24 protein-coding genes and 1 pseudogene are annotated in these 21,278 nt (G+C 70.2%); 14 read left to right on the forward strand and 11 right to left on the reverse strand.

The features are described from left to right. Window positions 1–75: 75 nt before the first annotated feature. The gene (locus ACLQ28_RS08765; RefSeq protein WP_425685679.1) at window positions 76–270 is read right to left on the reverse strand and encodes an acyl-CoA carboxylase epsilon subunit; all 195 of its coding nucleotides are present in this window, start codon (window positions 268–270) and stop codon (window positions 76–78) included. A gap of 90 nt (window positions 271–360) precedes the next feature. Here ACLQ28_RS08765 and ACLQ28_RS08770 point away from each other — a divergent pair, with 90 nt between their 5' ends. After that, on the forward strand, window positions 361–2,352 hold the full coding sequence (locus tag ACLQ28_RS08770) for a protein kinase domain-containing protein (protein WP_425685680.1): 1,992 nt from the start codon (window positions 361–363) through the stop codon (window positions 2,350–2,352). Between the two features lie 65 nt (window positions 2,353–2,417). After that, a complete protein-coding gene (locus ACLQ28_RS08775; protein WP_425685681.1) occupies window positions 2,418–2,645 on the forward strand; it encodes a hypothetical protein in 228 nt (75 codons plus the stop codon). 82 nt (window positions 2,646–2,727) lie between these two features. Here ACLQ28_RS08775 and ACLQ28_RS08780 read toward each other — a convergent pair whose 3' ends face one another. Together ACLQ28_RS08780 and ACLQ28_RS08785 are read right to left on the reverse strand one after the other, a co-directional pair. Continuing rightward, entirely contained in the window at window positions 2,728–3,480 is a 753-nt protein-coding gene (locus ACLQ28_RS08780) for a GH25 family lysozyme (RefSeq protein WP_425685826.1), read from the reverse strand. Between the two features lie 125 nt (window positions 3,481–3,605). Continuing rightward, a complete protein-coding gene (locus ACLQ28_RS08785; RefSeq protein WP_425685682.1) occupies window positions 3,606–4,157 on the reverse strand; it encodes a Uma2 family endonuclease in 552 nt (183 codons plus the stop codon). 101 nt (window positions 4,158–4,258) lie between these two features. On the opposite strand from ACLQ28_RS08785, the gene ACLQ28_RS08790 reads away from it, so the two are divergent. From ACLQ28_RS08790 to ACLQ28_RS08805, 4 genes are all read left to right on the forward strand, one after another. Further along, window positions 4,259–5,002 carry a M50 family metallopeptidase gene (locus tag ACLQ28_RS08790; protein WP_425685683.1) on the forward strand — a complete coding sequence of 248 codons (744 nt, stop codon included), beginning with the start codon at window positions 4,259–4,261 and terminating at the stop codon, window positions 5,000–5,002. A 105-nt stretch (window positions 5,003–5,107) separates the two neighbouring features. Further along, complete coding sequence (locus ACLQ28_RS08795) at window positions 5,108–6,091, forward strand: ketopantoate reductase family protein (protein ID WP_425685684.1); 984 nt, start codon at window positions 5,108–5,110, stop codon at window positions 6,089–6,091. A gap of 62 nt (window positions 6,092–6,153) precedes the next feature. Continuing rightward, window positions 6,154–6,654: a SigE family RNA polymerase sigma factor gene (locus ACLQ28_RS08800; protein ID WP_425685685.1), complete on the forward strand. Its 501-nt coding sequence runs from the start codon at window positions 6,154–6,156 to the stop codon at window positions 6,652–6,654. Beyond that, a complete protein-coding gene (locus ACLQ28_RS08805) occupies window positions 6,647–7,501 on the forward strand; it encodes a hypothetical protein (RefSeq protein WP_425685686.1) in 855 nt (284 codons plus the stop codon). The genes ACLQ28_RS08800 and ACLQ28_RS08805 overlap by 8 nt, the downstream gene beginning before the upstream one ends. A 98-nt stretch (window positions 7,502–7,599) precedes the next feature. Here ACLQ28_RS08805 and ACLQ28_RS08810 read toward each other — a convergent pair whose 3' ends face one another. Then, window positions 7,600–9,183: an acyl-CoA carboxylase subunit beta gene (locus ACLQ28_RS08810; protein ID WP_425685687.1), complete on the reverse strand. Its 1,584-nt coding sequence runs from the start codon at window positions 9,181–9,183 to the stop codon at window positions 7,600–7,602. An 84-nt stretch (window positions 9,184–9,267) separates the two neighbouring features. Between ACLQ28_RS08810 and ACLQ28_RS08815 the strand changes: the two genes are divergently transcribed. Both ACLQ28_RS08815 and ACLQ28_RS08820 read left to right on the forward strand, forming a co-directional pair. Beyond that, a complete protein-coding gene (locus tag ACLQ28_RS08815) occupies window positions 9,268–10,143 on the forward strand; it encodes a biotin--[acetyl-CoA-carboxylase] ligase (RefSeq protein WP_425685688.1) in 876 nt (291 codons plus the stop codon). Between the two features lie 125 nt (window positions 10,144–10,268). Then, entirely contained in the window at window positions 10,269–10,841 is a 573-nt protein-coding gene (locus tag ACLQ28_RS08820) for a PH domain-containing protein (RefSeq protein WP_425685689.1), read from the forward strand. A 44-nt stretch (window positions 10,842–10,885) separates the two neighbouring features. Here the strand turns inward: ACLQ28_RS08820 and ACLQ28_RS08825 are convergent, their stop codons facing one another. The 4 genes and pseudogenes from ACLQ28_RS08825 to ACLQ28_RS08840 all read right to left on the reverse strand — a co-directional run. Then, window positions 10,886–11,590, reverse strand: a complete 705-nt coding sequence (locus ACLQ28_RS08825) for a MaoC/PaaZ C-terminal domain-containing protein (RefSeq protein ID WP_425685690.1) — start codon at window positions 11,588–11,590, stop codon at window positions 10,886–10,888. Beyond that, window positions 11,587–12,285, reverse strand: a complete 699-nt coding sequence (locus ACLQ28_RS08830) for a GtrA family protein (RefSeq protein ID WP_425685827.1) — start codon at window positions 12,283–12,285, stop codon at window positions 11,587–11,589. Before ACLQ28_RS08830 ends, ACLQ28_RS08825 begins: the two co-directional genes overlap by 4 nt. 63 nt (window positions 12,286–12,348) lie before the next feature. Next, window positions 12,349–12,885 (reverse strand): GtrA family protein, encoded by a 537-nt coding sequence (locus ACLQ28_RS08835; RefSeq protein ID WP_425685828.1) that lies wholly within the window; start codon window positions 12,883–12,885, stop codon window positions 12,349–12,351. A gap of 220 nt (window positions 12,886–13,105) precedes the next feature. Continuing rightward, window positions 13,106–13,187, reverse strand: a pseudogene (locus ACLQ28_RS08840) (GtrA family protein); the annotation flags it as partial. 135 nt (window positions 13,188–13,322) lie between these two features. On the opposite strand from ACLQ28_RS08840, the gene ACLQ28_RS08845 reads away from it, so the two are divergent. The 4 genes from ACLQ28_RS08845 to ACLQ28_RS08860 all read left to right on the forward strand — a co-directional run bounded on the left by ACLQ28_RS08845 (window position 13,323) and on the right by ACLQ28_RS08860 (window position 18,333). Continuing rightward, window positions 13,323–15,167: a phosphoenolpyruvate carboxykinase (GTP) gene (locus ACLQ28_RS08845; RefSeq protein WP_425685691.1), complete on the forward strand. Its 1,845-nt coding sequence runs from the start codon at window positions 13,323–13,325 to the stop codon at window positions 15,165–15,167. A 37-nt stretch (window positions 15,168–15,204) separates the two neighbouring features. After that, window positions 15,205–16,059, forward strand: coding sequence for a hypothetical protein (locus tag ACLQ28_RS08850; protein ID WP_425685692.1), 855 nt, complete (start codon window positions 15,205–15,207; stop codon window positions 16,057–16,059). Window positions 16,060–16,388: 329 nt separating this feature from the next. Further along, window positions 16,389–17,531, forward strand: coding sequence for an NAD(P)/FAD-dependent oxidoreductase (locus ACLQ28_RS08855; protein WP_425685693.1), 1,143 nt, complete (start codon window positions 16,389–16,391; stop codon window positions 17,529–17,531). A 31-nt stretch (window positions 17,532–17,562) separates the two neighbouring features. Continuing rightward, window positions 17,563–18,333, forward strand: coding sequence for an isoprenyl transferase (locus ACLQ28_RS08860; RefSeq protein WP_425685694.1), 771 nt, complete (start codon window positions 17,563–17,565; stop codon window positions 18,331–18,333). A gap of 35 nt (window positions 18,334–18,368) precedes the next feature. Here ACLQ28_RS08860 and otsB read toward each other — a convergent pair whose 3' ends face one another. The 3 genes from otsB to ACLQ28_RS08875 all read right to left on the reverse strand — a co-directional run bounded on the left by otsB (window position 18,369) and on the right by ACLQ28_RS08875 (window position 20,221). Beyond that, complete coding sequence (otsB, locus tag ACLQ28_RS08865; RefSeq protein WP_425685695.1) at window positions 18,369–19,193, reverse strand: trehalose-phosphatase; 825 nt, start codon at window positions 19,191–19,193, stop codon at window positions 18,369–18,371. A 67-nt stretch (window positions 19,194–19,260) separates the two neighbouring features. Then, on the reverse strand, window positions 19,261–19,614 hold the full coding sequence (locus tag ACLQ28_RS08870) for a hypothetical protein (RefSeq protein ID WP_425685696.1): 354 nt from the start codon (window positions 19,612–19,614) through the stop codon (window positions 19,261–19,263). A 163-nt stretch (window positions 19,615–19,777) separates the two neighbouring features. Further along, complete coding sequence (locus ACLQ28_RS08875) at window positions 19,778–20,221, reverse strand: XRE family transcriptional regulator (RefSeq protein WP_425685697.1); 444 nt, start codon at window positions 20,219–20,221, stop codon at window positions 19,778–19,780. Between the two features lie 264 nt (window positions 20,222–20,485). Here ACLQ28_RS08875 and ACLQ28_RS08880 point away from each other — a divergent pair, with 264 nt between their 5' ends. Next, window positions 20,486–20,830 (forward strand): hypothetical protein, encoded by a 345-nt coding sequence (locus tag ACLQ28_RS08880; protein WP_110562608.1) that lies wholly within the window; start codon window positions 20,486–20,488, stop codon window positions 20,828–20,830. A 31-nt stretch (window positions 20,831–20,861) separates the two neighbouring features. Then, window positions 20,862–21,197 (forward strand): hypothetical protein, encoded by a 336-nt coding sequence (locus ACLQ28_RS08885; RefSeq protein ID WP_425685698.1) that lies wholly within the window; start codon window positions 20,862–20,864, stop codon window positions 21,195–21,197. Window positions 21,198–21,278 lie beyond the last annotated feature (81 nt).

Below are 21,278 nucleotides of genomic sequence, written 5' to 3' on the forward strand. Positions count from 1 at the left end.
AACGGCTCCGCGCGGCCCCTGGCAGCCCCCGTTACGGCGGAACGGGTCAGCGGGGCAAACCGGCGGCGGGTCGGGTCAGTGGGGCAGGCCGGCGGTGCGCCACCCGGCAGGGCTGGCCGGTCGGCCGCTGCGCGCCCAGGCGGACGTGGTTGTCGGCGCGGGAGCGGGGGCCGGGCGGGACCGGACGATGATCGCCCCCACCAGGGCGGCCAGTTCCTCGGCGGTCGGCACGCCGCGTACGACCCGGAGCAGCGGCTCTTCGGCAGACATGACGCCAGGGTACGCGGCGCGAAGTTGCGTGAAGCGCACAGTGGCGTGCCGGCGGTGTGAGCGTCGGGGGGGCCGGGTACCGTCTCACCGATGTCGAGTGCGCTTCCCCAACTTGTCGCTGACCGATACCGGCTCCTGTCGCCGCTCGGCCAGGGTGGCATGGGCCGGGTGTGGAAGGCGCGCGACGAGGTGCTGCACCGGGACGTCGCGATCAAGGAGTTGGTGCCGCCGCCCGGTCTCACCGACGAGGAGCGCCGCGAGATGCGGGAGCGCTCGTTGCGCGAGGCCAGGGCCATTGCCCGGCTCAACCACGCCAACGTGGTCCGCATCTTCGACGTGCTGCGCACCGACGGCGATCCGTGGATCGTCATGGAGTACGTGGCGTCGAAGTCTTTGCAGGACACTCTCGCCGAAGACGGTCCGGTGTCGGTGGCCCGCACGGTGGAGATCGGCCTCGGCGTGCTGGGTGCGCTCAGCGCCGCGCACAAGGCGGGTGTCATGCACCGCGACGTCAAGCCTGGCAATGTGCTGCTCGGCGACGACGGCCGGGTGGTGCTGACCGATTTTGGTCTCGCCACCATCCCCGGCGACCCCAACGTGACCCGCACCGGCATGGTGCTCGGCTCGCCCGCGTACATCTCGCCGGAGCGGGCTCGGGATGGCACGGCCGGGCCGGAGGCCGACCTCTGGTCGCTGGGCGCGACGCTTTACGCGGCGGTCGAGGGCAAGTCGCCGTACGCCCGGCCGTCGGCGATCGGCACCCTGGCCGCGTTGGCCACCGAGCCGATTCCGCCGCCGAAGAACGCCGGTCCGCTCAAGGCCGTGCTGAACGGGCTGCTGCGGAAGGACCCGAACGAGCGGATCACCGCCGAGGTGGCGGAGCGGTTGCTGCGCCGCGCCGGGGGCAAGCGGGCGCGCGGGATTTCACTGCTTGATGGCGTACGCCGGCCTGGGCCGAACGGCCCGCGCGAGCCGCGCCCGCCGCTGGTCCCCGCGCCGCGACCGGCCGAGAGTGCCGACCGGCCGGTGTCGCCGCCGCCGGCCGCCGCCGCGACCTCGGTTGCCGCTGCTGCGGGCCCCGCCGCCGATGCCACGCCGACGGCCGTCGTCGGATCCGGTGCGGACGCCGAGCCGACCGCGACGGTGCCGGCCGAGCCGACGGCGACGATCGACCGTCCGTCCGATGCCGACCCGACCGCGAAGGTCACGGCCGCGGGCGACACGACCGGCGACGGTACGACGCACACCGGTGACGGCACGACGGACGCCGAGGACGAACCGACGGTCGTCGACGGTCCACCGGTGGCTCCGGAACAGCGCAAGCCGTCGACGCCGACGGCGCTCATGCCGCCGTTGAGTCCGGCCGGTCGTGCGCCGGTTCCGCCGTCGGACGGTACGAAGCCGAACAACACCCGACGCAACGTGCTGATCGGGGCGCTTGTGGCCCTGCTGCTGATCGGCCTCGTGGTGATCGTGCCGATGCTCACCGACGGCGACGACAAGAGCCCGCAGGTCGGCCCGACCGGGGCTGCCGCGACGTCTGCGTCCGCGCCGACGTCCGCGCCAGCGGCACCCCCGCCCACCACGGGCGCCCCCAGCGTTTCGCCCTCGGCCACGCCCTCCGTCGACCCGAACGCGCTGCCGGCGGGCTGGAAGCTGCACAAGGACCCGGCCGGCTTCACCCTGCCGATCCCCGACGGTTGGGTGCGCGAGGAGGTCAGCCGCGACACTGTCGTCTTCGACGAGTCCAACGGCCCGGGTGAGTTGCTCGTGCAGTGGACGCCGAGGCCCGAGAAGGACGCCTACGCAAACTGGGTGCGGATCGAGCCGGGTCGCAAGGACATCGTGAAGAACTATCAGAAGCTTGGCATCGTGCACTGCAACTTCTGGAAGACCTGCTCCGACTGGGAGTGGCTGGAGACCCGTGACGGGCAGCGGATCCACGTTCGTAACCGGGGGTTCGTGACGGCCAGTAACCGGGGCTACGCCCTGCGGTGGGAGATCGCGGACAAGGACTGGCAGGCCAACCTGCCGAACTTCGACCGGATCGCCAAGGGTTTCGTGCCCGACCGCCAGGACTGAAACTGATTCGCATGACCTTCCGTCGTCCTGGGTAATTGACCTTCGACGACGGAGGGAGGCACGACATGGGTTACCGACGGAGGGACACTCGGCCCCGACTGGCACTGTGGATGCTCGTCGCGCTCGGCGACGCGATCCTGCTGCTGGTCAGCGTGGGGATGCCGGCGCTCATCGCACTGCTCAGCGTCGTGATCGTTGCCGGCTTCGGGGTGACTGCCTGGCGGCTCACCCACCGGGCTGCTCTGGCTCGTGCGGAAGCTGCGGTCCCGGTTCTGGGCCGACGGCGGGCTTGACCCGTACCCGATGGTGTGGCGGCAGCCGGACCGATTGTCGACCGTGTGGTGACCGTCGATCCCGCTGCCGCCAACGGCCCGATCAGGTGTTGTTGGCCAAGGCGATCAGCCGGCTACGGTCGCCGTTCCAGTAGTTGCGGTCCACGTTGCCGCTGATCCCGGAGACGGCGCCGGTGCTGGTGTACTGCCAGAAGCTCCACACTGGAGCGCCGGCCGGAAGGGCGCCAGGCGCGCTCGCCCAGCGGGCCAGCCAGAGCGGGTGGTTCGCCCACGGGCCGGTCCAGCTGCCGGTGCACTGGTTCCACCAGCTCGTGGTGGTGTAGATGACGGCGTATCGACCGGTGCGGGAGCGGTACGTGTTGAGGAAGTCCTGCACCCAGTTGCGCATCCCGGTGGTGCTGAGCCCGTAGCAGTAGCCGCCGCTGTACGGGTTGGCCTCGATGTCCAGCGCGGCCGGCAGGGTGCGGCTGTCCGCCGACCAGGCGCCGCCGTTGGAGGCCAGGTAGTTTGCCTGGGTCGAGCCGGCGGAGATGTTCGGTCGTGCGAAGTGGTACGCCCCGCGGATCACCCCGGCGTTGTACGCGTTGACGTAGTTCGCGTTGAAGTTCGCATCCTTGTAGCTGGTGCCCTCGGTTGCCTTGATGAAGGCGAACTGGATGCCCGCGTTGCGGACGCTGGTCCAGTTGATGGTGCCCTGGTAGCGGGACACGTCGATGCCGGGTGTGGTGGCGGCGGCCGCCGGTCCGGCGGTCGCGACCAGGGCCGCCGCCGCGGTGGCGAGGACGGTGAGGCCGGCCGCGAGCGCGCGGCGCAGCGATGATCGAGTACGGGCCATGAGTGCCTCCAAGGACGTCGCTCTATCGACGTCCATCTTTGGAGGTAAGTACCCTAGATCGCAAGGTGCGTTGAAAAAAGCTTCATGGACGGGTGTTGGTCGCCCGGCGATCGGAGCGGAACGAGTCAGCCCAGGGTGACCGGGTCGAGTTGCCAGCGGAACGGCTCGACGACGGCCAGCGTCTCGCCGGCCTTGGCCACCCGGTCCTCGACGTAGTGCTCACCGTCGAGCCGGTGGAGCCGCAGCGAGTGACCGTCGCCGTCCTGCTCGACCAGCAGGTACCAGGGTATTCGCGCGATGGCGTAGAGCTGCATCTTGACCAGCCGGTCGGCGGCGGCGTTGCCGGGCGAGACGATTTCGCCGACGAGCACCACCCGGTCGGGGTCGAGGAAGGTGCCGTCGTCATCGACATCGGTCACAACGAGGTCCGGAATGACGACTCGATCAACGCCGAGCCGGACGTTGATCGCATCGTAGACCGACAGGCCGTGGAGGTCTGCCGCTGCTTCGATGCTGTTCGCCAGCCGGCGCGACACCCGCTGGTGCCGTCGGCTCGGGGCAGGGCTCACCAGCAGGCTCCCGTCGAGCAGTTCGATCCGGTCAGACGTTTCGCCCAAGGCGAAGTAGTCGGCCTCGGTCCACAGGCCGATGTGCGGCTCCAGGGGCGCTGCGCTCACCCGCGTTCACCTCCCGCTCGACTCGCTACCCGATCAGTCTCCCAGGATACGAGCCGGTGCTCCGAGAGCGACACGGAACGCCGCCGGTAGGCTCGCGCCCCATGATGTCGATCGACGGGTTGAGCGATCTGTGGGACACGCTGTTCGGCGCGCAGCCGGACCCGCCCCCGCTGCTTGTGCTGATCACCGCGGCGGTCGCGCTGGTGGTGGTGTCCACCCGACTGCCGTGGCGGATCGCCCGCAACGCCATCACGATCGCGCACGAGGGTGGGCACGCCCTGGTCGCGTTGCTCACCGGTCGCAAGCTGCGTGGCATCCGGCTGCACTCGGACACGTCCGGGCTGACCCTCTCCGCCGGCCGTCCCACCGGGCCGGGCATGATCCTCACCCTGCTCGCCGGGTACGTCGCCCCGCCGCTGGTCGGTCTGGCCGGCGCCTGGCTGCTCGGCGGTAACCGGATCACCCTGCTGCTCTGGGTCGCGGTGGCGCTGCTGCTCGCCATGCTGGTCATGATCCGCAATGCCTTCGGCGTGGTGTCGCTGCTGGTCACCGGCGCACTTGTGTTCGCCGTCTCGTGGTACGCGACCCCGCAGGTCCAGGCCGCGTTCGCGTACACCGGGGTGTGGTTCCTGCTCCTCGGCGGGGTGCGGCCGGTGGTCGAGTTGCAGCGGCTGCGCTCGCGGGGCCGGATGCCCGCCTCCGACGCCGACCAACTCGGCGGGCTCACCCCGTTCCCGGCGCTCTTCTGGGTGACCGTCTTCGCCCTGGTCAACCTGGCGGCCCTGGTCGCAGGCGCGCTCCTGCTCGCCGGCCCAATCCTCACCAACGCCGGCCTGACCGTCTAACCCAACCCCAACCCCAACCCCAACCCCAACCCCAACCCCAACCCCAACCCCAACCCCAACCCCAACCCGACGGCGGCGGCGAACCCGGGCGGGCAGAATGGGGGCATGCGGTATGTGATCATCGGGGCGGGTGCGGTCGGCGGGACCATCGGCGTACGGCTGGCGCACGCCGACCGGGACGTGACCCTGGTGGCCCGGGGTGCGCATCTGGACGCGATCCGCGCGCGGGGTCTGACCCTGCGGCAGCCCGACGGGGAGTTCACCGCCCGGCTCGCCGCCGTGGACGGGCCCGGTGACCAGCCGCTGCCGGCGGACACCGTGCTGATCCTCACCGTCAAGTCGCAGGACACCGCCGGTGCGCTGGCCACCTGGGTGGACGCGCCGGTGGTCGGCGGTGGCACGGCGGGCGAGCGTCTGCCGCTGGTGACCGCACAGAACGGGGTGGCCAACGAGCGGGCCGCGCTGCGGCTCTTCGCCGACGTGCACCCGGTCTGCGTCTGGTTGCCGGCCACCCACCTGGACCCGGGCGTGGTGGTGGCGAACGGCTATCCGCATCCGGGGATGCTCCACATCGGGCGGTACCCCGTCGGCGCGGATGACACCGACCGGGCGATCGCCGCCGATCTGAGTGCCGCTGGATTCGTCGCCCCGGTACGCACGGACGTGCTGCGCTGGAAGTACGGCAAGCTGCTCAGCAACCTCGGCAACGGTCTGCAGGCGCTGCTCGGCCGGGACATCCCGGAGGCGCTTGCCGAACGGGTACGCGCCGAAGGTGTCGCCGCACTCGCCGCCGCCGGCATCGCGCACACCTCGCCGGAGGAGGAGAAGACTGAGCGCGGCGACTTGGTCGGGCAGCGCCCAGTCGACGGGGAGGCTCGCTCCGGTGGCTCCACCTGGCAGAGCCTTGCCCGGGGCACCGGCTCGACCGAGGTCGACCACCTCAACGGGGAGATCGCGTTGCTCGGCCGGCTGCACGGCGTAGCAACGCCGGCCAACGTCGCTGTTCAGCAGGCCGTACGCCGGGCGGTCCGGGAGCGGATCGCGGCGGGCGCGTTCCCGCTCGCCGAACTGGAGAAGATGATCGCCTGACCGGGGCAACCGCCGACCCTGCCTGGTGCGTGTTCTCTGCGACCGACACGGGGAGGTAGCGGGTGCCGGACGTCGACGGGTTCGACGAGTTCTACCGGGGGAGCCGGCAACGGCTCCTCGGGTTCGTCTACGCGCTCACCGGCGATCGGAGCGAGGCGCAGGACGCCGTGCAGGAGGCGTACGTCCGGGCGTGGCAGCGCTGGTCGACGGTCAGTGGGTACGACGACCCGGAGGCGTGGCTGCGGGTGGTGGCCAGCCGGATCGCGGTCAGCCGGTGGCGCAGCCTGCGCAGTCGTGCCCGCGCGTACCTGCGGCACGGGGCAACCGAGACCGTGCCCGGCCCGGGCACCGACACCGTCGAGGTGGTCGCCGCACTGCGCCGGCTGCCCGAGGAACAACGCGTCGCCATCGCCCTGTACTACCTGGTCGGCATGCCGGTCGCCGACGTGGCGCGGGAAACCGCGGCCCCGGTGGGCACGGTCAAGGCACGCCTTTCCCGGGGGCGTACCGCGCTCGCGGGGCTGCTCGCCGTCTCTGATCTGGAGGAGGCCACTGATGCGTGACGAGCTGGCAATCGTGGAACGGATTCAGCGGGAACTGCAGGACGTGCGCTGGCCCGGCCCGGAGGAGATTCGCTCCCGGGCCCGTCGCCGCAGCCAGCGCAGAATCGTGGTGGCCACCGTCGTGCTGGCCCTCGCCGGGGCCTCCGCCGCGGCGGTCGCCGCGCCGAGAACGTCCCCGCCACTGGCTCAGCCAGCCGCGTCGGCCTCGCCGACCCGGCACGAGATCACCACCGACGCCCTGTTGCAGCCAGCCGACCTGTCGCAGCAGGTCGATGTGCAGCTCAGCCAGTCGGGGCTGGGTGAGCCGGTCATGCTGGATCAACTGCTCGGCGCTTGCCGGACGAGCCAGGGACGCTCGAATGGCTGGCAGAACTCGATCCTGTCTCGCTCGCAGACGTTTGTGCCCAAACGCGCTGCGCCGATCCGCACCCAGTCGACTGCTCTGGTCACGCAGGATCTCTTCCGGCTGGTACCCGAGGCGGCCATCCAGCTACTCGCCACGCTGGACGACGTGGTTGCCCCGTGCGCCGACTGGGTCAGCGTCGGCGGGTACAAGGCGGGGGATGCGACGGGCACCGGAATGGCGACGCACCGCTGGGCGGTGGTCCAGCGGGGTTTCGCCGGCGACGGGGCTGCGCTGCTGCGGCACACCGGTACGCAGCCCGTCGACCAGAAGACGGGCGAGCCCATCGGTGCGGCGCCCCGGCCGACCACCACCGCCGTGGTCCGGGTCGGTGATCTGATCACCGTGCTCAGAATGGAACAGGCCGGCACCGAGCTGGACCTGCGCCGCCTGGCGGAGGTCGCCGCCCGCCGGATGTGCGCGGCCGCCAACCCGGCCTGCTGACCGTTCTTGATCCGCGCAATATCAGGGATGTAGCTGCCTCCCCGCGTTCGGAGGCAGCACTATCCCTGAAGTTGAACGGATCTCGGGGTCGGTCGCCCTCAGAGGGGGATGTTGCCGTGCTTCTTCGGGGGCAGGGTCTCCCGCTTGGTACGCAGGACGCGTAGCCCTCGGACGATCTGGGCGCGCGTCTCGTGCGGCGCGATCACCGAGTCGATGTACCCGCGCTCGGCAGCCACGTACGGGTTGGCCAGCGTGTCCTCGTACTCGGCGATCTTCTCGGCTCGGACCGCCGCCGGGTCCTCGGCACCGGCCAGTTCGGAGCGGTAGAGGATGTTCACCGCGCCCTGGGCACCCATCACGGCGATCTGCGCGGTCGGCCACGCGAAGTTGAGGTCCGCACCGAGGTGCTTGGAACCCATCACGTCGTACGCCCCGCCGTACGCCTTGCGCGTGATCACGGTGACCTTGGGGACGGTCGCCTCGGCGTACGCGTAGATGAGCTTGGCGCCCCGGCGGATGATCCCGTCCCACTCCTGGCCGGTCCCGGGCAGGAAGCCGGGCACGTCCACGAAGGTCAGCACCGGGATGTTGAACGCGTCGCAGGTGCGGACGAACCGGGCGGCCTTCTCGGAGGCGGCGATGTCTAGGGTGCCGGCGAAGTGCATCGGCTGGTTGGCGACCACGCCCACCGGCCGCCCCTCGATCCGGCCGTAGCCGACCACGATGTTCTGCGCGTAGAGAGGTTGGACCTCGAGGAACTCCCCGTCGTCGAGGACGTGCTCGATCACCTTGTGCATGTCGTACGGCTGGTTGGCCGAGTCCGGGATCAGGGTGTCCAGCTCCCGATCCTCGTCGCTGATCGCCAGGTCGGCGGGGGCCTCGAAGACCACTGGCTCGTCGAGGTTGTTCGACGGCAGGTACGACAGCAGTGCCTTGACGTAGTCGACCGCGTCGTCCTCGTCGCTCGCGAGGTAGTGCGCGTTGCCGCTGCGGGAGTTGTGCGTGCGTGCCCCGCCCAGCTCCTCCATGCCGACGTCCTCGCCGGTCACCGTCTTGATCACGTCGGGGCCGGTGATGAACATGTGCGAGGTCTGGTCGACCATCACGGTGAAGTCGGTGACCGCCGGGGAGTAGACCGCGCCGCCGGCGCAGGGCCCCATCACCAGCGAGATCTGCGGGATGACGCCGGAGGCCCGCACGTTGCGGAAGAAGATCTCGCCGTAGAGGCCGAGCGAGACCACGCCCTCCTGGATGCGCGCGCCGCCGGAGTCGTTGATGCCGACCACCGGGCAGCCGATCTTCATGGCCAGGTCCATCACCTTGACGATCTTTTCGCCGAAGACTTCACCGAGCGAGCCGCCGAAGACCGTGAAGTCCTGCGCGAAGACACACACCTGCCGGCCGTCCACCGTGCCGTAGCCGGTGACGACGCCGTCGCCGTACGGGCGGTTCTTCTCCAGCCCGAAGGCCGTGGAGCGGTGCCGGGCCAGACCGTCGAGCTCGACGAAGGAGCCCTCGTCGAGGAGCATCTCGATCCGCTCGCGGGCGGTCTTCTTGCCTCGCGCGTGCTGCTTCTCGACCGCGCGGGCCGACCCGGCGTGCACCGCGTCGTCGACCCGGCGCTCCAGGTCCGCCAGCTTGCCCGCGGTGCTGTGGATGTTGGTCCCGGTCTCGGTAGTCACCCAGGGAATATAACGATGGTTCAGGCGGGCACCGCTGTGCAGTACGCCTCAGTGTCGGCACGAGCACCGTCGTAGGCTGGCGGAATGTCGGGCTCCCCGTACACCGATCTGAACCGCCCGCCGCTGTCGGCGGCCCGGCTGCGCCGCGCGTTGGTCGCTCCGCTCGGGCCGTGGGCCCGACTGGAGCTGCACACCGAGACGGGCTCCACCAACGCCGACGTGGCCGAGGCCGCGCGGGCCGGCGAGCCCGAGGGCCTTGTCGTGGTCGCCGAGCGGCAGACCGCGGGGCGTGGGCGCCGCGGTCGGGTCTGGCAGTCGCCGGCGCGGGCGGGCATCGCCACCAGCGTGCTGCTGCGGCCCGGCGAGGCCGTCCCGGACCGCGGCTGGCTGCCCGCGACACCTACGGGGTACGGGTGGCTGCCGTTGCTTGCCGGCGTGGCGCTGGTCGAGGCGGTGGCCCGGCTGGCCGAGTTGGAGGCCACCCTGAAGTGGCCCAACGACCTGCTGGTCGACGACGCGAAATGCGCGGGTGTGCTGGCCGAGGCGGTGCCTGGGCGCGCAGCGGACCAAGCGCCGGCCATCGTGCTCGGCATCGGGCTCAACGTGACGCTGCGCGCCGACGAACTGCCGGTGAATCCGACCGGGCTGCCGGCCACCTCGCTGCAACTGGCCGGCGCGACGGCCACCGACCGGGATCCGCTGCTGCGGGCACTGCTGCGGGCCGTCGCCGACTGGTACGACCGCTGGCGGTCCGCGGGCGGCGACGCGGTGGCCAGCGGCCTGCGTGACGCCTACCTGGCGGCCTGCGCGACGGTCGGCCGCGAGGTGCGCGTCCTGCTTCCCAACGGGGAGGCACTGACCGGCACAGCCACCGGAGTCGACCCGGACGGCCAGCTCCTCGTCACGACTCCTACCGGCAACCGCACCCTTGCCGCCGGCGACGTTCTGCATCTTCGGTGAAGGGGAGGGCCTCCCCGGTAGGGGAGCAGCCCTCTGTTAACCCAAGGCACCCCGTGAGGCTGATCCGATCAGGCGGTTGGACCGGTTACGGTCTGCGCGTCGGAAAAATGGCGTTGGAGGTTGTCGTGGCGTTTCCTGAAGACGTGCTCACCGAGGACGAGCATGTCGTGCTCCATCTGCACCCGCACTGGAAGGCGTTGATCCAGCCGATCGCGGTGCTGGTGCTGGCCATCGCCGCGGTGGTGGTCGGTGTGCTCCTACTGCCCGAGAGCAGCGGCGGTTCGATCGTGCTGGCCGTGATCGGGGCGATCGCGCTGATCGCGGTGCTCTGGCTCGGTCTGTGGCCGTTCCTGGTCTGGCGCACCACGCACTACCTGTTCACCAACGAGCGGGTGCTGATCCAGCAGGGTGTCTTCTCCCGGGACCGGCGGGACCTTCCGCTCACCCGGGTCAACGACCACTCGATGAACCAACGGTTCCTCGAGCGCCTGCTCGGCTGCGGCACGCTCACCATCGAGTCGGCTGGTGAGCGCGGCCAGTCGTTGCTTCCCGACGTGCCAAACGTCGGGAAGGTGCAGACCACCCTCTACGAGTTGGTCGAGGCGCAGCACGACAAGCACTCGCTGGGTGATGGGGAGATGCGCGACATTCTCGCCGACATGCAGGACGGCAAGCCGCTGCGCGACACCACGACCTGATCCGGACCATTTGAGGCCCGCCCCTGCCGCAGTGTCGGGGCGGGTCAGTCGTGTGGTTCGGCCCTGAGCGGGCCGCTTCCGGGTCGTCCGGGCCCAGGCGGGCTCATCTCGCCCGAGTCGGGGTCAGACGGCCCGCTCACGGGCTGGTCCGGGTCGGACGGCCCGCTCACGGGCTGGGCGGCGTCGGACGGGCCGCTGTCGAGCTGGTCCACGTCGGGCGGCCCGTTGTCGGGCTGGTCCGCGTCGGCTTCGGCCGGTCGCAGGGCGAACCAGCCACGGAAGCGGGTCCGCAGCACCTCCTGCTCGGGCCGGTCGTCCGGGCCGAGGCGGAGCATGGTGCCGGTGAGGCTGACGGTGCCCAGCCCCGGGCGGGCGGTCGACGGTCGGGCACCCATCACGTCGACACGGACGGCGAGCCGGTCACCGGCGCGCACGGGGGCGAGCCAGCGCAGCTCCTCCAGACCGGGGGACGCGTCCGCGGCCGCCCGGGACAGCAGGTGGTCGACGTACGCGCGCATGAAAAGGCTTACCGTGTAGAAGCCGCTGGCGATCAGCCCGCCGTGCCGGCTCGCCCCAGCCAGGTCGGGGTCGACGTGGTACCACTGCGGGTCGAAGCGGCGGGCGAAGGCGACCATCTCGTCGCCATCCACGGTGACCACGCCGAGGTCGACGGTGAGCCCTGGGACGAGATCCTCGAAGAACAGCTCGGCGGGTTGACCAGTGCCGGAGCGGGCGTCGGGTGCGGTCACCGGCGGGGCGCGCGGCGGGTGCCGACCTGCAGCTCCGCGGCGAGTTCCGCGTCCAGGTCGGCCGCTGGGCTGACGCTCAGCCGGTTGGGTCGCCCCTGCGTGGGCGCGCCGGGCGGTGGGTCGGCGCGTTCAGCGGCCTCTGCCTCCTCCAGCTCCGACACGGATTCGGCAAGCTCGGCGACCGGGTCCATTTCTGCCATGGTGTCCCACTCGTCACGCGGGATGTCGTGCCAGGTGGGTTCGGGCTTGACCTCGGCCTCTGCGACGGGCTGGAAGACGAATGTCCGGTACGACCAGAATCGGAACAGGGTAGCCAGCAGTACGCCTGCGGTCTTGGCCACGTTCAACGCGAGTAGGCCGTGGATGTCGAGGCCGTACTTCGCCGCTGCCACAGCACCCAGTTCGATGAGCAGGCCGGCGCCGTTGAACAGGAAGAACAGGACGTATTCCCGGCGAAGTGCCGATTTCGGGCGATCCCGGTACGTCCAGTGCCGATTCATCAGATACGACGTGATCGTGGCAACGACGGTCGCGATCACCGACGCCTTCAGCTGACCATTGACGAAAACGGTCAGTGCAAGGGCATTGAACACCGCGTAATTGATGACGGTGTTGATGCCGCCGACGATGCCGAACTTGAGCGCCTCGTGGACGAACTTCTGCCAGCGCTCGGGCAGGAGACGGACAAGACGCATGCGAAACACCTTAGGGCAGTCGGTGCGGCCGGCGATCACCGGCCGAACGAGGTGAGCGGCAGGTCACGCCCCGTGGTCGGGGTCGGGCTTCACCTGTGGAAGGGGCGGGGTTCCCGCTTCGACGAAGACGAACCGCCGGTACGACCAGAATCGGAACAGGGTACCGAGGCCCGCGCCGACGAGGTAGCTGGCGACGTTGTCAGCCAGGCGCGTCTGAAACACGGCAGGCCAGATGCTGCCGAGCCCGTACCGGCTGATCGCGAGGCAGGCCACCGCGATGCCGAGGCCGACCGCGTTGAAGAAGAAGAACAGGGCGTACTCGCGGGCCGGATTGCTGCGCTGGCGGTGCCGCCAGGTCCAGAAACGGTTGCCCACGAAGGCGATCGAGGCCGCGATCACCGTGGAGATCGTCTTCGCCGTCAACTCCTCGACGCCACGGCTGCTCGTCAGGTAGTTGAAGAGCCCGAAGTCGATGAGGAAGGCGACCCCGCCCACCGTGGCGAACTTGCCCACTTCGCGGACGAGGTGACCGAAGCGGTCCAACAGCATGCCCACCAGACCCCGGCGGGTCTGCCGAGGACCCGGTTGCTCCCCGGTCATTGTGGCGGCCACGAAGGGAGCCTACCGGCTGTCGAGCAGTCAGAGGGGTAGCAACGGCGAGCGGGCGTGGTCGCCCGAAGGAGCCCAGCGTCGGGTGCGGAACCGTTGCACGCAGCGTAACCAATTGGGAGGACTGACGCGCCCCGGAACGGGGATACACGCACCGGTCGGCGGGGCAGGTCCACGGCCCGACCGCAACAAGCGTCCGCCGGGGTGCACAACAAGATTGCGTGAAACTGCGCGGGAAAGCGGGTATCAGCTCGTGATGCCGCAGCGTGGCCGTACCTTGTGCAGTTCTTCACAACCAGTCCCACTGACTCGGAAGGCTGCCCGGTTTACGCTGAGGCCAATCCCAGGTTTCCACGAAGCGACGCATCGCGCCGCTGAGACTCGTGCATCCCATAGATCGGTCAGCGTCGACCACAAGGAGATGTGTCATGGTTGCTCCGGCTGTTGTGCGGGGTATTGATCAGGCCCCGACGTCCCATCCGAAACTGCTCGCCTGGGTTCGTGAGGTCGCGGAACTGACCACCCCCGATCGTGTCGTCTGGGTGGATGGGTCCGACGAGGAATGGCGCCGCCTCACCGACGAGTTGGTCGAGGCCGGCACGCTGATCCGGTTGAACCCGGAGAAGAAGCCCAACTCGTTCTACGCGCGCACCGACCCGACCGACGTCGCCCGGGTCGAGGAGCGCACCTTCATCTGTTCCGTCGACGAGGCGGACGCCGGCCCCACCAACAACTGGATGGCGCCGCCGGAGATGAAGCGGACGATGACGGATTTGTACCGCGGTTCGATGCGCGGTCGCACCATGTACGTCATCCCGTTCGTCATGGGCCCGGTCGAGGCCGAGTCCCCGATGTTCGGTGTGGAGATCACCGACAGCCCGTACGTGGTCGCCTCGATGCGAATCATGACGCGGATGGGCACCCGGGTCCTCGAGGCGATGGGCAACGACAGGGATTTCGTGCACGCGCTGCACTCGATCGGCGCCCCGCTCGCCCCCGGGCAGCAGGACGTGGCCTGGCCGTGCAACGAGACCAAGTACATCTCGCACTTCCCGGAGACCCGGGAAATCTGGTCGTACGGCTCCGGTTACGGCGGCAACTCGCTGCTCGGCAAGAAGTGCTACTCCCTGCGGATCGCCAGCGTGATGGGCCGGGACGAGGGCTGGCTCGCCGAGCACATGCTGATCCTCAAGATCACCTCGCCGGAGGGTCGGGTCTACCACATCGCTGGCGCGTTCCCGTCGGCCTGCGGCAAGACCAACCTGGCCATGGTGGAGCCGACCATTCCCGGCTGGAAGGTCGAGACCATCGGTGACGACATCGCCTGGATGCGGTTCGGCCCGGATGGCCGCCTCTACGCGGTCAACCCGGAGTACGGCCTGTTCGGTGTCGCGCCCGGCACCGACTGGAAGACCAACGCCAACGCCATGCGCACCCTGGACCGGGGCAACTCCGTCTTCACCAACGTGGGCCTCACCGACGATGGCGACATCTGGTGGGAGGGCATGGGTGAGCCTCCGGCGCACCTGATCGACTGGAAGGGCAACGACTGGACGCCGGAGAGCGAGGGCCTCTCCTCCCACGCGAACAGCCGGTTCTGCACCCCGATCACCCAGTGCCCGATCCTCGCCGACGAATACTTCGACCCCAACGGCGTACCGATCGACGCGATCCTCTTCGGCGGTCGCCGCAAGGACACCGTTCCGTTGGTGACCGAGGCCCGCGACTGGGTGCACGGGGTCTACATGGGTGCCACGCTCTCGTCCGAGACGACGGCCGCCGCGTCCGGCGCGGTCGGCGTGGTCCGGCGGGATCCGATGGCGATGCTGCCGTTCATCGGCTACCACGCGGGCGACTACTTCCGGCACTGGATCGAGATGGGCAAGGGCACCGACGGCGACGAGGCGAAGTTGCCGAAGATCTACTACGTCAACTGGTTCCGCAAGGACCCGGACGGCTCGTTCCTCTGGCCGGGCTTCGGGGAGAACGCCCGGGTGCTCAAGTGGGTCGTCGAGCGGATCGAGGGCACGGCCGACGCGGTCGAGACCCCCGTGGGCATGGTTCCGGCACCCGACGCGCTGGACGTCGAGGGCCTGGACATGACCCCGGAGGACGTTCGGATCGCACTGAAGGTCGACCCGGACGAGTGGCGTAACGAGTTGCCAATGATCACCGAGTGGTTCGAGAAGTTCGGTGACAAGCTGCCCGGCGTGCTCTGGGCCGAGTTGGACGCGCTGCGCGCGCGCCTGGACGCCGCGCAACCGCAGCGCTAGGTGTGAAGATTGCCCCTTGCGGGCATCATCGGATCCCATGAGGACGGCCGCCGAGACCCAGGTCCGGCGGCCGTCCGCCGTCCGGGTGCTCACCACCCTGCTCGCGACGACGGCGGCGGCAACCGTCGTGGTCGAGCTGCTCAATTGGTGGTACGCCCCGGAGCAGGGCTTCGGTCTGGCGGTGCGCACCGGCTGGGCGATGCTGCGCTCGTTCGGCTTCCTGCTGCTGATCGGGCACGTACACCGGGGCCGGACGGTGGCCCGCCCATTCGGGCTGATCCTCGCGGTCACCACGATCTTCGCCGTCGGCCGGCTGCTCGTGCCCCGGGAGGGGGTGCCGCCGCTGCCCGGGTTGCTCGGCTTCGCCGTGCTCACCGCGCTCTGTGTGGCGGTGGTCTGGTTGCTCTACCGTTCGTCAGCGCTGGCCGGGCACCTCGTCCGGCACCGGCCACGACTGGTCATCGACCGAGCCGGTTTCTCCTGGCGCGAAACCCCGCCACGTCGGCCGGAGGCCAGCGCCTGGCTGTTGACCAGCCGGGTTGCGGCGTTCACCTACAGCCCGCTGATGCTGGTGCCGGCCCTGGTGGCTGGTGGGTCCATCCTGGATGGTCGCCTGAGCGCCGTACCGGCCGTGCTGTTCTGGTTCGGCGCCGGCATCGCGGCCAGCTACGCGGTGTTGTTCTGCACCGCATTCCTGATGCGTGGCAAGGACTGGGCGCGTGGCCTGCTGGTCGCCGTCACGATGGCCGTCCTCGCCGTGGACCTGCCGCTGTGCTGGTGGCTGCTCGGCGTGGACGGTCTGGTCCGCGACGGCGCCCCACTGCTCGCAGCCGCCGCACTGACCCTGTATGGCCTACGCCGAGCGGCCCGCACCAGCGCCCTCGCGTCGTGATCGACACCAGGTCGGCGATGTGGGGGCATCCGGGCCGCGCGACACCCCCACATCGGCGACCTGGTGACGATCACGGGCACCTCAACCGCTGCGCGGGCGGTCCGCGCCTTTTGCGGCTTTCGTGGCCCCCACAACTCCATGATCGACGGTGGCAGTGGGAGTTTCGGTATCGGTTCACGTCAGTGGGCGGGGGCAGGATGGCGGGTGGCGTCGGTCACAGCGGTCGGCGCGGGCAGCGCGGGCAGCACCGGGCGTAGCGGTCAGCGTGGGCGGACCGCCGGGCGTGGTGGAGCACTGGCCGCGCCCGCCAAAGCGGAGGGAGGCTCGCGGTGAGCGACGAGTTCGACGTGGTGGTGGTGGGAGCGGGGCCGGCCGGGGCAGCCGCCGCGCTGACTGCGCGCCGGTCGGGTGCGAGTGTGCTGCTGCTGGACCGGGCCGATTTTCCTCGGGACAAGGCGTGTGGCGACGGGATCGCCGCGCACTCGGTGGACATGCTCGCCGAGTTGGGGGTGACCGAGGCGGTGGCGGGCTATGCACCGCTGCCTGCGTTACGCATGATCGCGCCGGGTGGCGGCGCGGTGGCCCGGGCGCTGCCCCGACCCGCGTACACCGTGCCCCGTGAGGTCTTCGACGCGCGACTGGTGGCTGCCGCCGTGGCTGCCGGCGCGCAGTTGCGCCGGCACACCGTGCGCCGGGTCGAGCCGCGCGCCGACCGGGTGGTGCTCGACGGGGAGTTGTCCGGCCGGGTGGTGGTGGGCGCGGACGGCGCCGGATCGGTGGTGCGCCGGGCGCTCGGCCATCCGCAGAACCCCGACCGCCACATGGCGTTGGCCATCCGGGGGTACGCCCCGGCTCTGCCCGGCCCGTCCGAGCAGCTCATCGTCACCTCGAAGGCACGCTGGCCGGCGTACGCCTGGTCGTTCCCGATCGGCGACGGACGAGCGAACGTCGGGTACGGGGAGGTGCTGCGCGGTGAGCCGCTGAGCCGTGCGTACCTGCTGGACCGGCTGGCCGCGCTGTTGCCCGGCACCGATCTGGCGACGGTGACCGCGCTGCGCGCCCATCATCTGCCGCTGTCCACCCACCGGCCGACACCGGGGCAGGGGCGCACGCTGCTGGTCGGGGACGCGCTGTCGCTGATCAATCCGTTCACCGGGGAGGGCATCTTCTACGCGCTGCTCTCCGGTGCACTCGCCGGTGCGGTGGCGGCCCAGGCACCCGAGGGAGCTGCCCGCCGCTACGCCCACGGGTTGCGTCGCCGTCTCGGCACCCACCTGCGGCACAGTTCGGTAGCGGCCTGGTTGGCGCGGCGCGACCGGGTGGTGGACGCGGCGGTCCGGGCGGCCCAGCGGGACGACCGGGTCTTCTATGACGTGGTCGAGTTGGGGTTGGGTGACGGACGTCTCACCGCCCGCACTTTGGCCATGATTGGCGTCGGTCTGCCCGGCGGGGATGGGGCTCCGAGGCGGTGATCTGGCCGAAGGGTCGCTACGCTGCTAGGTGATGACGCTGCGGGACCTTATCTACTCCGTGTACGAGCGCCGGCTCACGGCCAAGCTCGCGGGTAAGCCGGTGCCCCGGCACGTCGGGGTGATGTGCGACGGCAACCGCCGATGGGCGAGAGAGATGGGCTTCGTCGACCCGAACGACGGTCACCGGGTCGGCGCGGCAAAGATCAAGCATGTCCTCGGTTGGTGCGATCAGGCTGGGGTCGGGCATGTCACCCTCTACCTGCTGGCCACCGACAATCTGCGCCGACCAGCCAGCGAGCTGGACCCCCTCCTCAAGATCATTGAAGATCTGGTGGTGGAGCTGGCCGAGGAGGGCAACCCCTGGCGGCTGCGCATCGTCGGGGCGCTCGACCTCCTGCCGGCGCAGACCGCGGCGGCGCTCAAGGGCGCCGAGGAGCGCACCCGCGAGCGCAGCGGCGGCGCGGAGGTCAACATCGCGGTGGGCTACGGCGGTCGCCGGGAGATCGCCGACGCGGTCCGTTCGCTGCTGCTGGAGCATGCCGCCACCGGCGGCACGATCGAGGAGCTGGCCGAGGTGCTGGACGTCGAGCACATCGCCGAGCACCTCTACACCCGCGGCCAGCCCGACCCGGACCTGGTCATCCGCACCAGCGGGGAGCAGCGGCTCTCCGGCTTCATGCTCTGGCAGTCCGCGCACTCGGAGTTCTACTTCTGTGAGCTCAACTGGCCGGATTTCCGGCACATCGACTTCCTGCGCGCACTGCGCTCGTATGCCACCAGGCAACGCCGCTACGGGGTCTGACCGGGCGGCGACGCGTCTGTCGCCGCCCGGCCCGGTCAGGGCAGGTGGGTCAGCGCGTCGGTGAGGAAGTCGCCCAGGGCGGCCGGGGACTCGATCGTCAGGTCGGCGGCGGTGGCCACCTCCTGACCGGTCTCCGGGTTTGCCACGGCCACGCAGACGCCGAGGAAGTCCGGGTCGACGGCGGCGCGGGCGCGCAGTGCGGCGAAGGCCTTGATGTCCGAGACGTCGTCGCCGAAGTACCAGGCGCCGGTGGCGCCCTTGATCGCCTCGCCGATCACCATGCCCTTGTCCCGGTCGACTGGCGGCTTGAGCTCCAGCACCATCCGCCCGGCCTGCACCCGCAGCCCCAGCCGGTCGGCCTGCGCCTGCCCCCACTGCTGCACGGTCGAGCCGAGCTGCGGAGCGGTACGCCAGTGCAGCGCGACGGAGAGCCGCTTGAACTCGACAAGCGTGCCGGGCGGCAGCTCCGCCCGGGCCAGGTCGGCCAGCTCCGCCATGGTCGGCACCCAGGGCAGCGCGGCCGGCTCGGTGACGGTTTCCCCGCCCGAGTGGCTGTGCTCCAGCCCGTACAGGCCGTAGAGGTCCACACCGGCGAGCCCACCGAGCTGATCCCGAAGGAACTCGACGGGTCGGGCGGAGACGATCGCGACGCGCTGCACGATCGGGGCCAGTGCCTCGATCGCGGCCAACGCCTTGGGCGCCGGGCGTACCGCGGTCGGATCGTCGTCGACGGGCGCGAGCGTGCCGTCGAAGTCGAAGAAGAGCACGGTCCCGGCCGCCCGGCTGGCGGTGGTCCGCCAGGCCTGGTCGGCGTTCAACGGGGTTTTCGGCTGCTGATTGCCCAGATTCAACGGCGGCACGCGCGTCAGCGTACCCCGGCGATGGGGGCTCATTCCTGGCCGAGCGAACCCGTTCGGCGGTACGCGATCAGCGTTCGGCGGCTCCTCGTCCGCGTCGGCCGAACGGCACCACCGCCGCTTCCTGGCCGTGGCTCAACAGGTAGCCCTCCACGAACCCGGTGTTGCGATCGCCGGTGCGGGTCTCGATCTCGTTGAGCCGTGCCACCAGGAACTCGGTGAGCGCGCTGATCCGGTCGTTCATACGCTCGTGCAGCTCAGCGACGACGGCCAGGACGACCGCGGTGCCGGCGGTGATGAGCACGAAAAGGTTGACGAGCAGCGGAAGCTGCCCGCCGTCGACCGCGAGGGTCACCGCGTTACCGGTCGCCCACAGTGTCATCGACACCGTCGCGACCACGACTGCCAACCACTTCAGGGTCATGGACAGACCCCTCCTTATGTCCCGCAGGGCTGGGTTCGGCCTTGTCCCGTCCCCCCCGCCGATGACGAGCCCAAGCAGTACGAATAGGGACGCTAGCGTGCCCGTTCGAGCCCCGGAGGCAAACGAATGAACCTGACCAGGCGTTCTTTCGCTATCTGAGGAACTACCCTGCCTGATTGCCCCTATTGCGGACATCGACCGGCAACGTTGGGCGGTATGCGAGGTATCTGATGGTTTCGCGGATGTGGAACTTCTCCGCGTCCGACACGTTCGGATCGACGAGGCGGCGCAGCAGTGCCTCGACGTCGGGGTCCATCGGAGGGGTGGGCTGGCCGGCGCGGGGGCCGGCTGCGGTGCGGTCCCAGCCGAGTGCGGCGAAGGCGGCCGCCGGATTCAATCCCAGGCCCTCGCAGAAGGCGACCACCCGCTCGGCCTCCGGGTCGCTGGCCCAGTCGCCCCGAACCCATCGGTTGATGGTCTGTCTGGAGACTCCGGTGCGCCGGGACACCTCGGTGCCACTCCAGGCTCGGGTCGCCCGCGCCTCGTCCAAGGCGCGCCGGACGAAGGTGGCGAAGGCGATCTTCCGCGCATTGGCCGTCTCGGTCACCCCGTGACGGTACGGCCAGCCGGCTGCGGGCGTGTGCCCCGGCTCGCCACTGTCACGCAGACGTGACGGGATCTTCGGATTTCCAGTAAACGATTCTGTGCCACTGTTGAGGGGTGTCACGCGGGCAGAATAGATGACCGTAGTGCCGAACGTAAGCGGACGAAAAGCTGATACTGTCACGTCCATGGGACAACCTACGGTGTGTCACGTGCATGAGACGATTGGTGCTCACATGCGTCATGCCCCCGGTGCCAGGGGGGTGTGGTGACCGAGCTCGCCACCCGCGCCCAGGCCTTCGGGCTGATCGCCGAGGGGGTGGCCGCGGGGCTGACCGCCCCCTGGCGCCTCTACCTCGCCCGAGGCTGCCGCTACCTGTCGCTGAGTGTCGGCGACCGCGCCGAGTGGAACGCCTGGCGTACCCATCTCGGCTGCCCGGAGCTGAGCGTCCGGGTCTACGACGCCGGCGGCGAGATCCGCCGATCCTCCATGGCCGAGGTCGTGCTGGACGGCTGCCGGATCAGCGTCGAGCTGGTCGAGGAGGTCAGCACCGACGACCTGGACCGGCTGCTCGTCGCGGATCCCACCACGATCGAGCCGGAGGAGCGATGACCTGGCGTCCGGGCTGGGCTGGGGTTGCCCGATGAGCCCATTCCTCGCGGTGTTCCTCGTCCTGGTGCTCGGTGCCACGAGTTACGCGGCCGGCCGGTTGCACGGGCAGCTCAGCTACCGCATCGGTTACCGCTTCGGCTACCGGCAGGGCTACTTCGACGGCGATCGGGGCGCCTGGAACCGACGTCGCCGCGACGCACAGGCAGCGATCGCCTCCGCCCTGTCGGTCTCCCCGTCGGGCGTCGTCAGCTCGGCCGGGAGCGTCTCCCGCCCCGGCACCACGTACACCGGCTCGTCGTTCACCGCGCCGGCCGCCCCGATCACCGGGCGGCACCCGACCGGCACGCTCGTCCGACGTACCGGCTGAGGTCGGTCGGAGGGCGCAGGCCCGTCGACCGGCGCCACGAACGCGGTGCGTCGTCCGCGGCGGACACGCACCGTCGGGGTC

The organism is Micromonospora sp. DT201 (assembly GCF_049841575.1).
Taxonomy (GTDB): Bacteria; Actinomycetota; Actinomycetes; order Mycobacteriales; family Micromonosporaceae; genus Micromonospora.

Excerpts from the sequence above, each read along its gene's own strand:
- ACLQ28_RS08885 (WP_425685698.1), top strand. The coding sequence starts at position 20,862 with ATGAGCCCATTCCTCGCGGTGTTCCTCGTCCTGGTGCTCGGTGCCACG.
- ACLQ28_RS08795 (WP_425685684.1), top strand. The coding sequence starts at position 5,108 with ATGCGGTATGTGATCATCGGGGCGGGTGCGGTCGGCGGGACCATCGGC.
- ACLQ28_RS08790 (WP_425685683.1), top strand. The coding sequence starts at position 4,259 with ATGATGTCGATCGACGGGTTGAGCGATCTGTGGGACACGCTGTTCGGC.
- ACLQ28_RS08765 (WP_425685679.1), bottom strand. The coding sequence starts at position 270 with ATGTCTGCCGAAGAGCCGCTGCTCCGGGTCGTACGCGGCGTGCCGACC.
- ACLQ28_RS08805 (WP_425685686.1), top strand. The coding sequence starts at position 6,647 with ATGCGTGACGAGCTGGCAATCGTGGAACGGATTCAGCGGGAACTGCAG.
- ACLQ28_RS08815 (WP_425685688.1), top strand. The coding sequence starts at position 9,268 with ATGTCGGGCTCCCCGTACACCGATCTGAACCGCCCGCCGCTGTCGGCG.
- ACLQ28_RS08845 (WP_425685691.1), top strand. The coding sequence starts at position 13,323 with ATGGTTGCTCCGGCTGTTGTGCGGGGTATTGATCAGGCCCCGACGTCC.
- ACLQ28_RS08835 (WP_425685828.1), bottom strand. The coding sequence starts at position 12,885 with ATGACCGGGGAGCAACCGGGTCCTCGGCAGACCCGCCGGGGTCTGGTG.
- ACLQ28_RS08850 (WP_425685692.1), top strand. The coding sequence starts at position 15,205 with ATGAGGACGGCCGCCGAGACCCAGGTCCGGCGGCCGTCCGCCGTCCGG.
- ACLQ28_RS08770 (WP_425685680.1), top strand. The coding sequence starts at position 361 with ATGTCGAGTGCGCTTCCCCAACTTGTCGCTGACCGATACCGGCTCCTG.
- ACLQ28_RS08775 (WP_425685681.1), top strand. The coding sequence starts at position 2,418 with ATGGGTTACCGACGGAGGGACACTCGGCCCCGACTGGCACTGTGGATG.
- ACLQ28_RS08860 (WP_425685694.1), top strand. The coding sequence starts at position 17,563 with ATGACGCTGCGGGACCTTATCTACTCCGTGTACGAGCGCCGGCTCACG.
- ACLQ28_RS08780 (WP_425685826.1), bottom strand. The coding sequence starts at position 3,480 with ATGGCCCGTACTCGATCATCGCTGCGCCGCGCGCTCGCGGCCGGCCTC.
- ACLQ28_RS08830 (WP_425685827.1), bottom strand. The coding sequence starts at position 12,285 with ATGCGTCTTGTCCGTCTCCTGCCCGAGCGCTGGCAGAAGTTCGTCCAC.
- ACLQ28_RS08870 (WP_425685696.1), bottom strand. The coding sequence starts at position 19,614 with ATGACCCTGAAGTGGTTGGCAGTCGTGGTCGCGACGGTGTCGATGACA.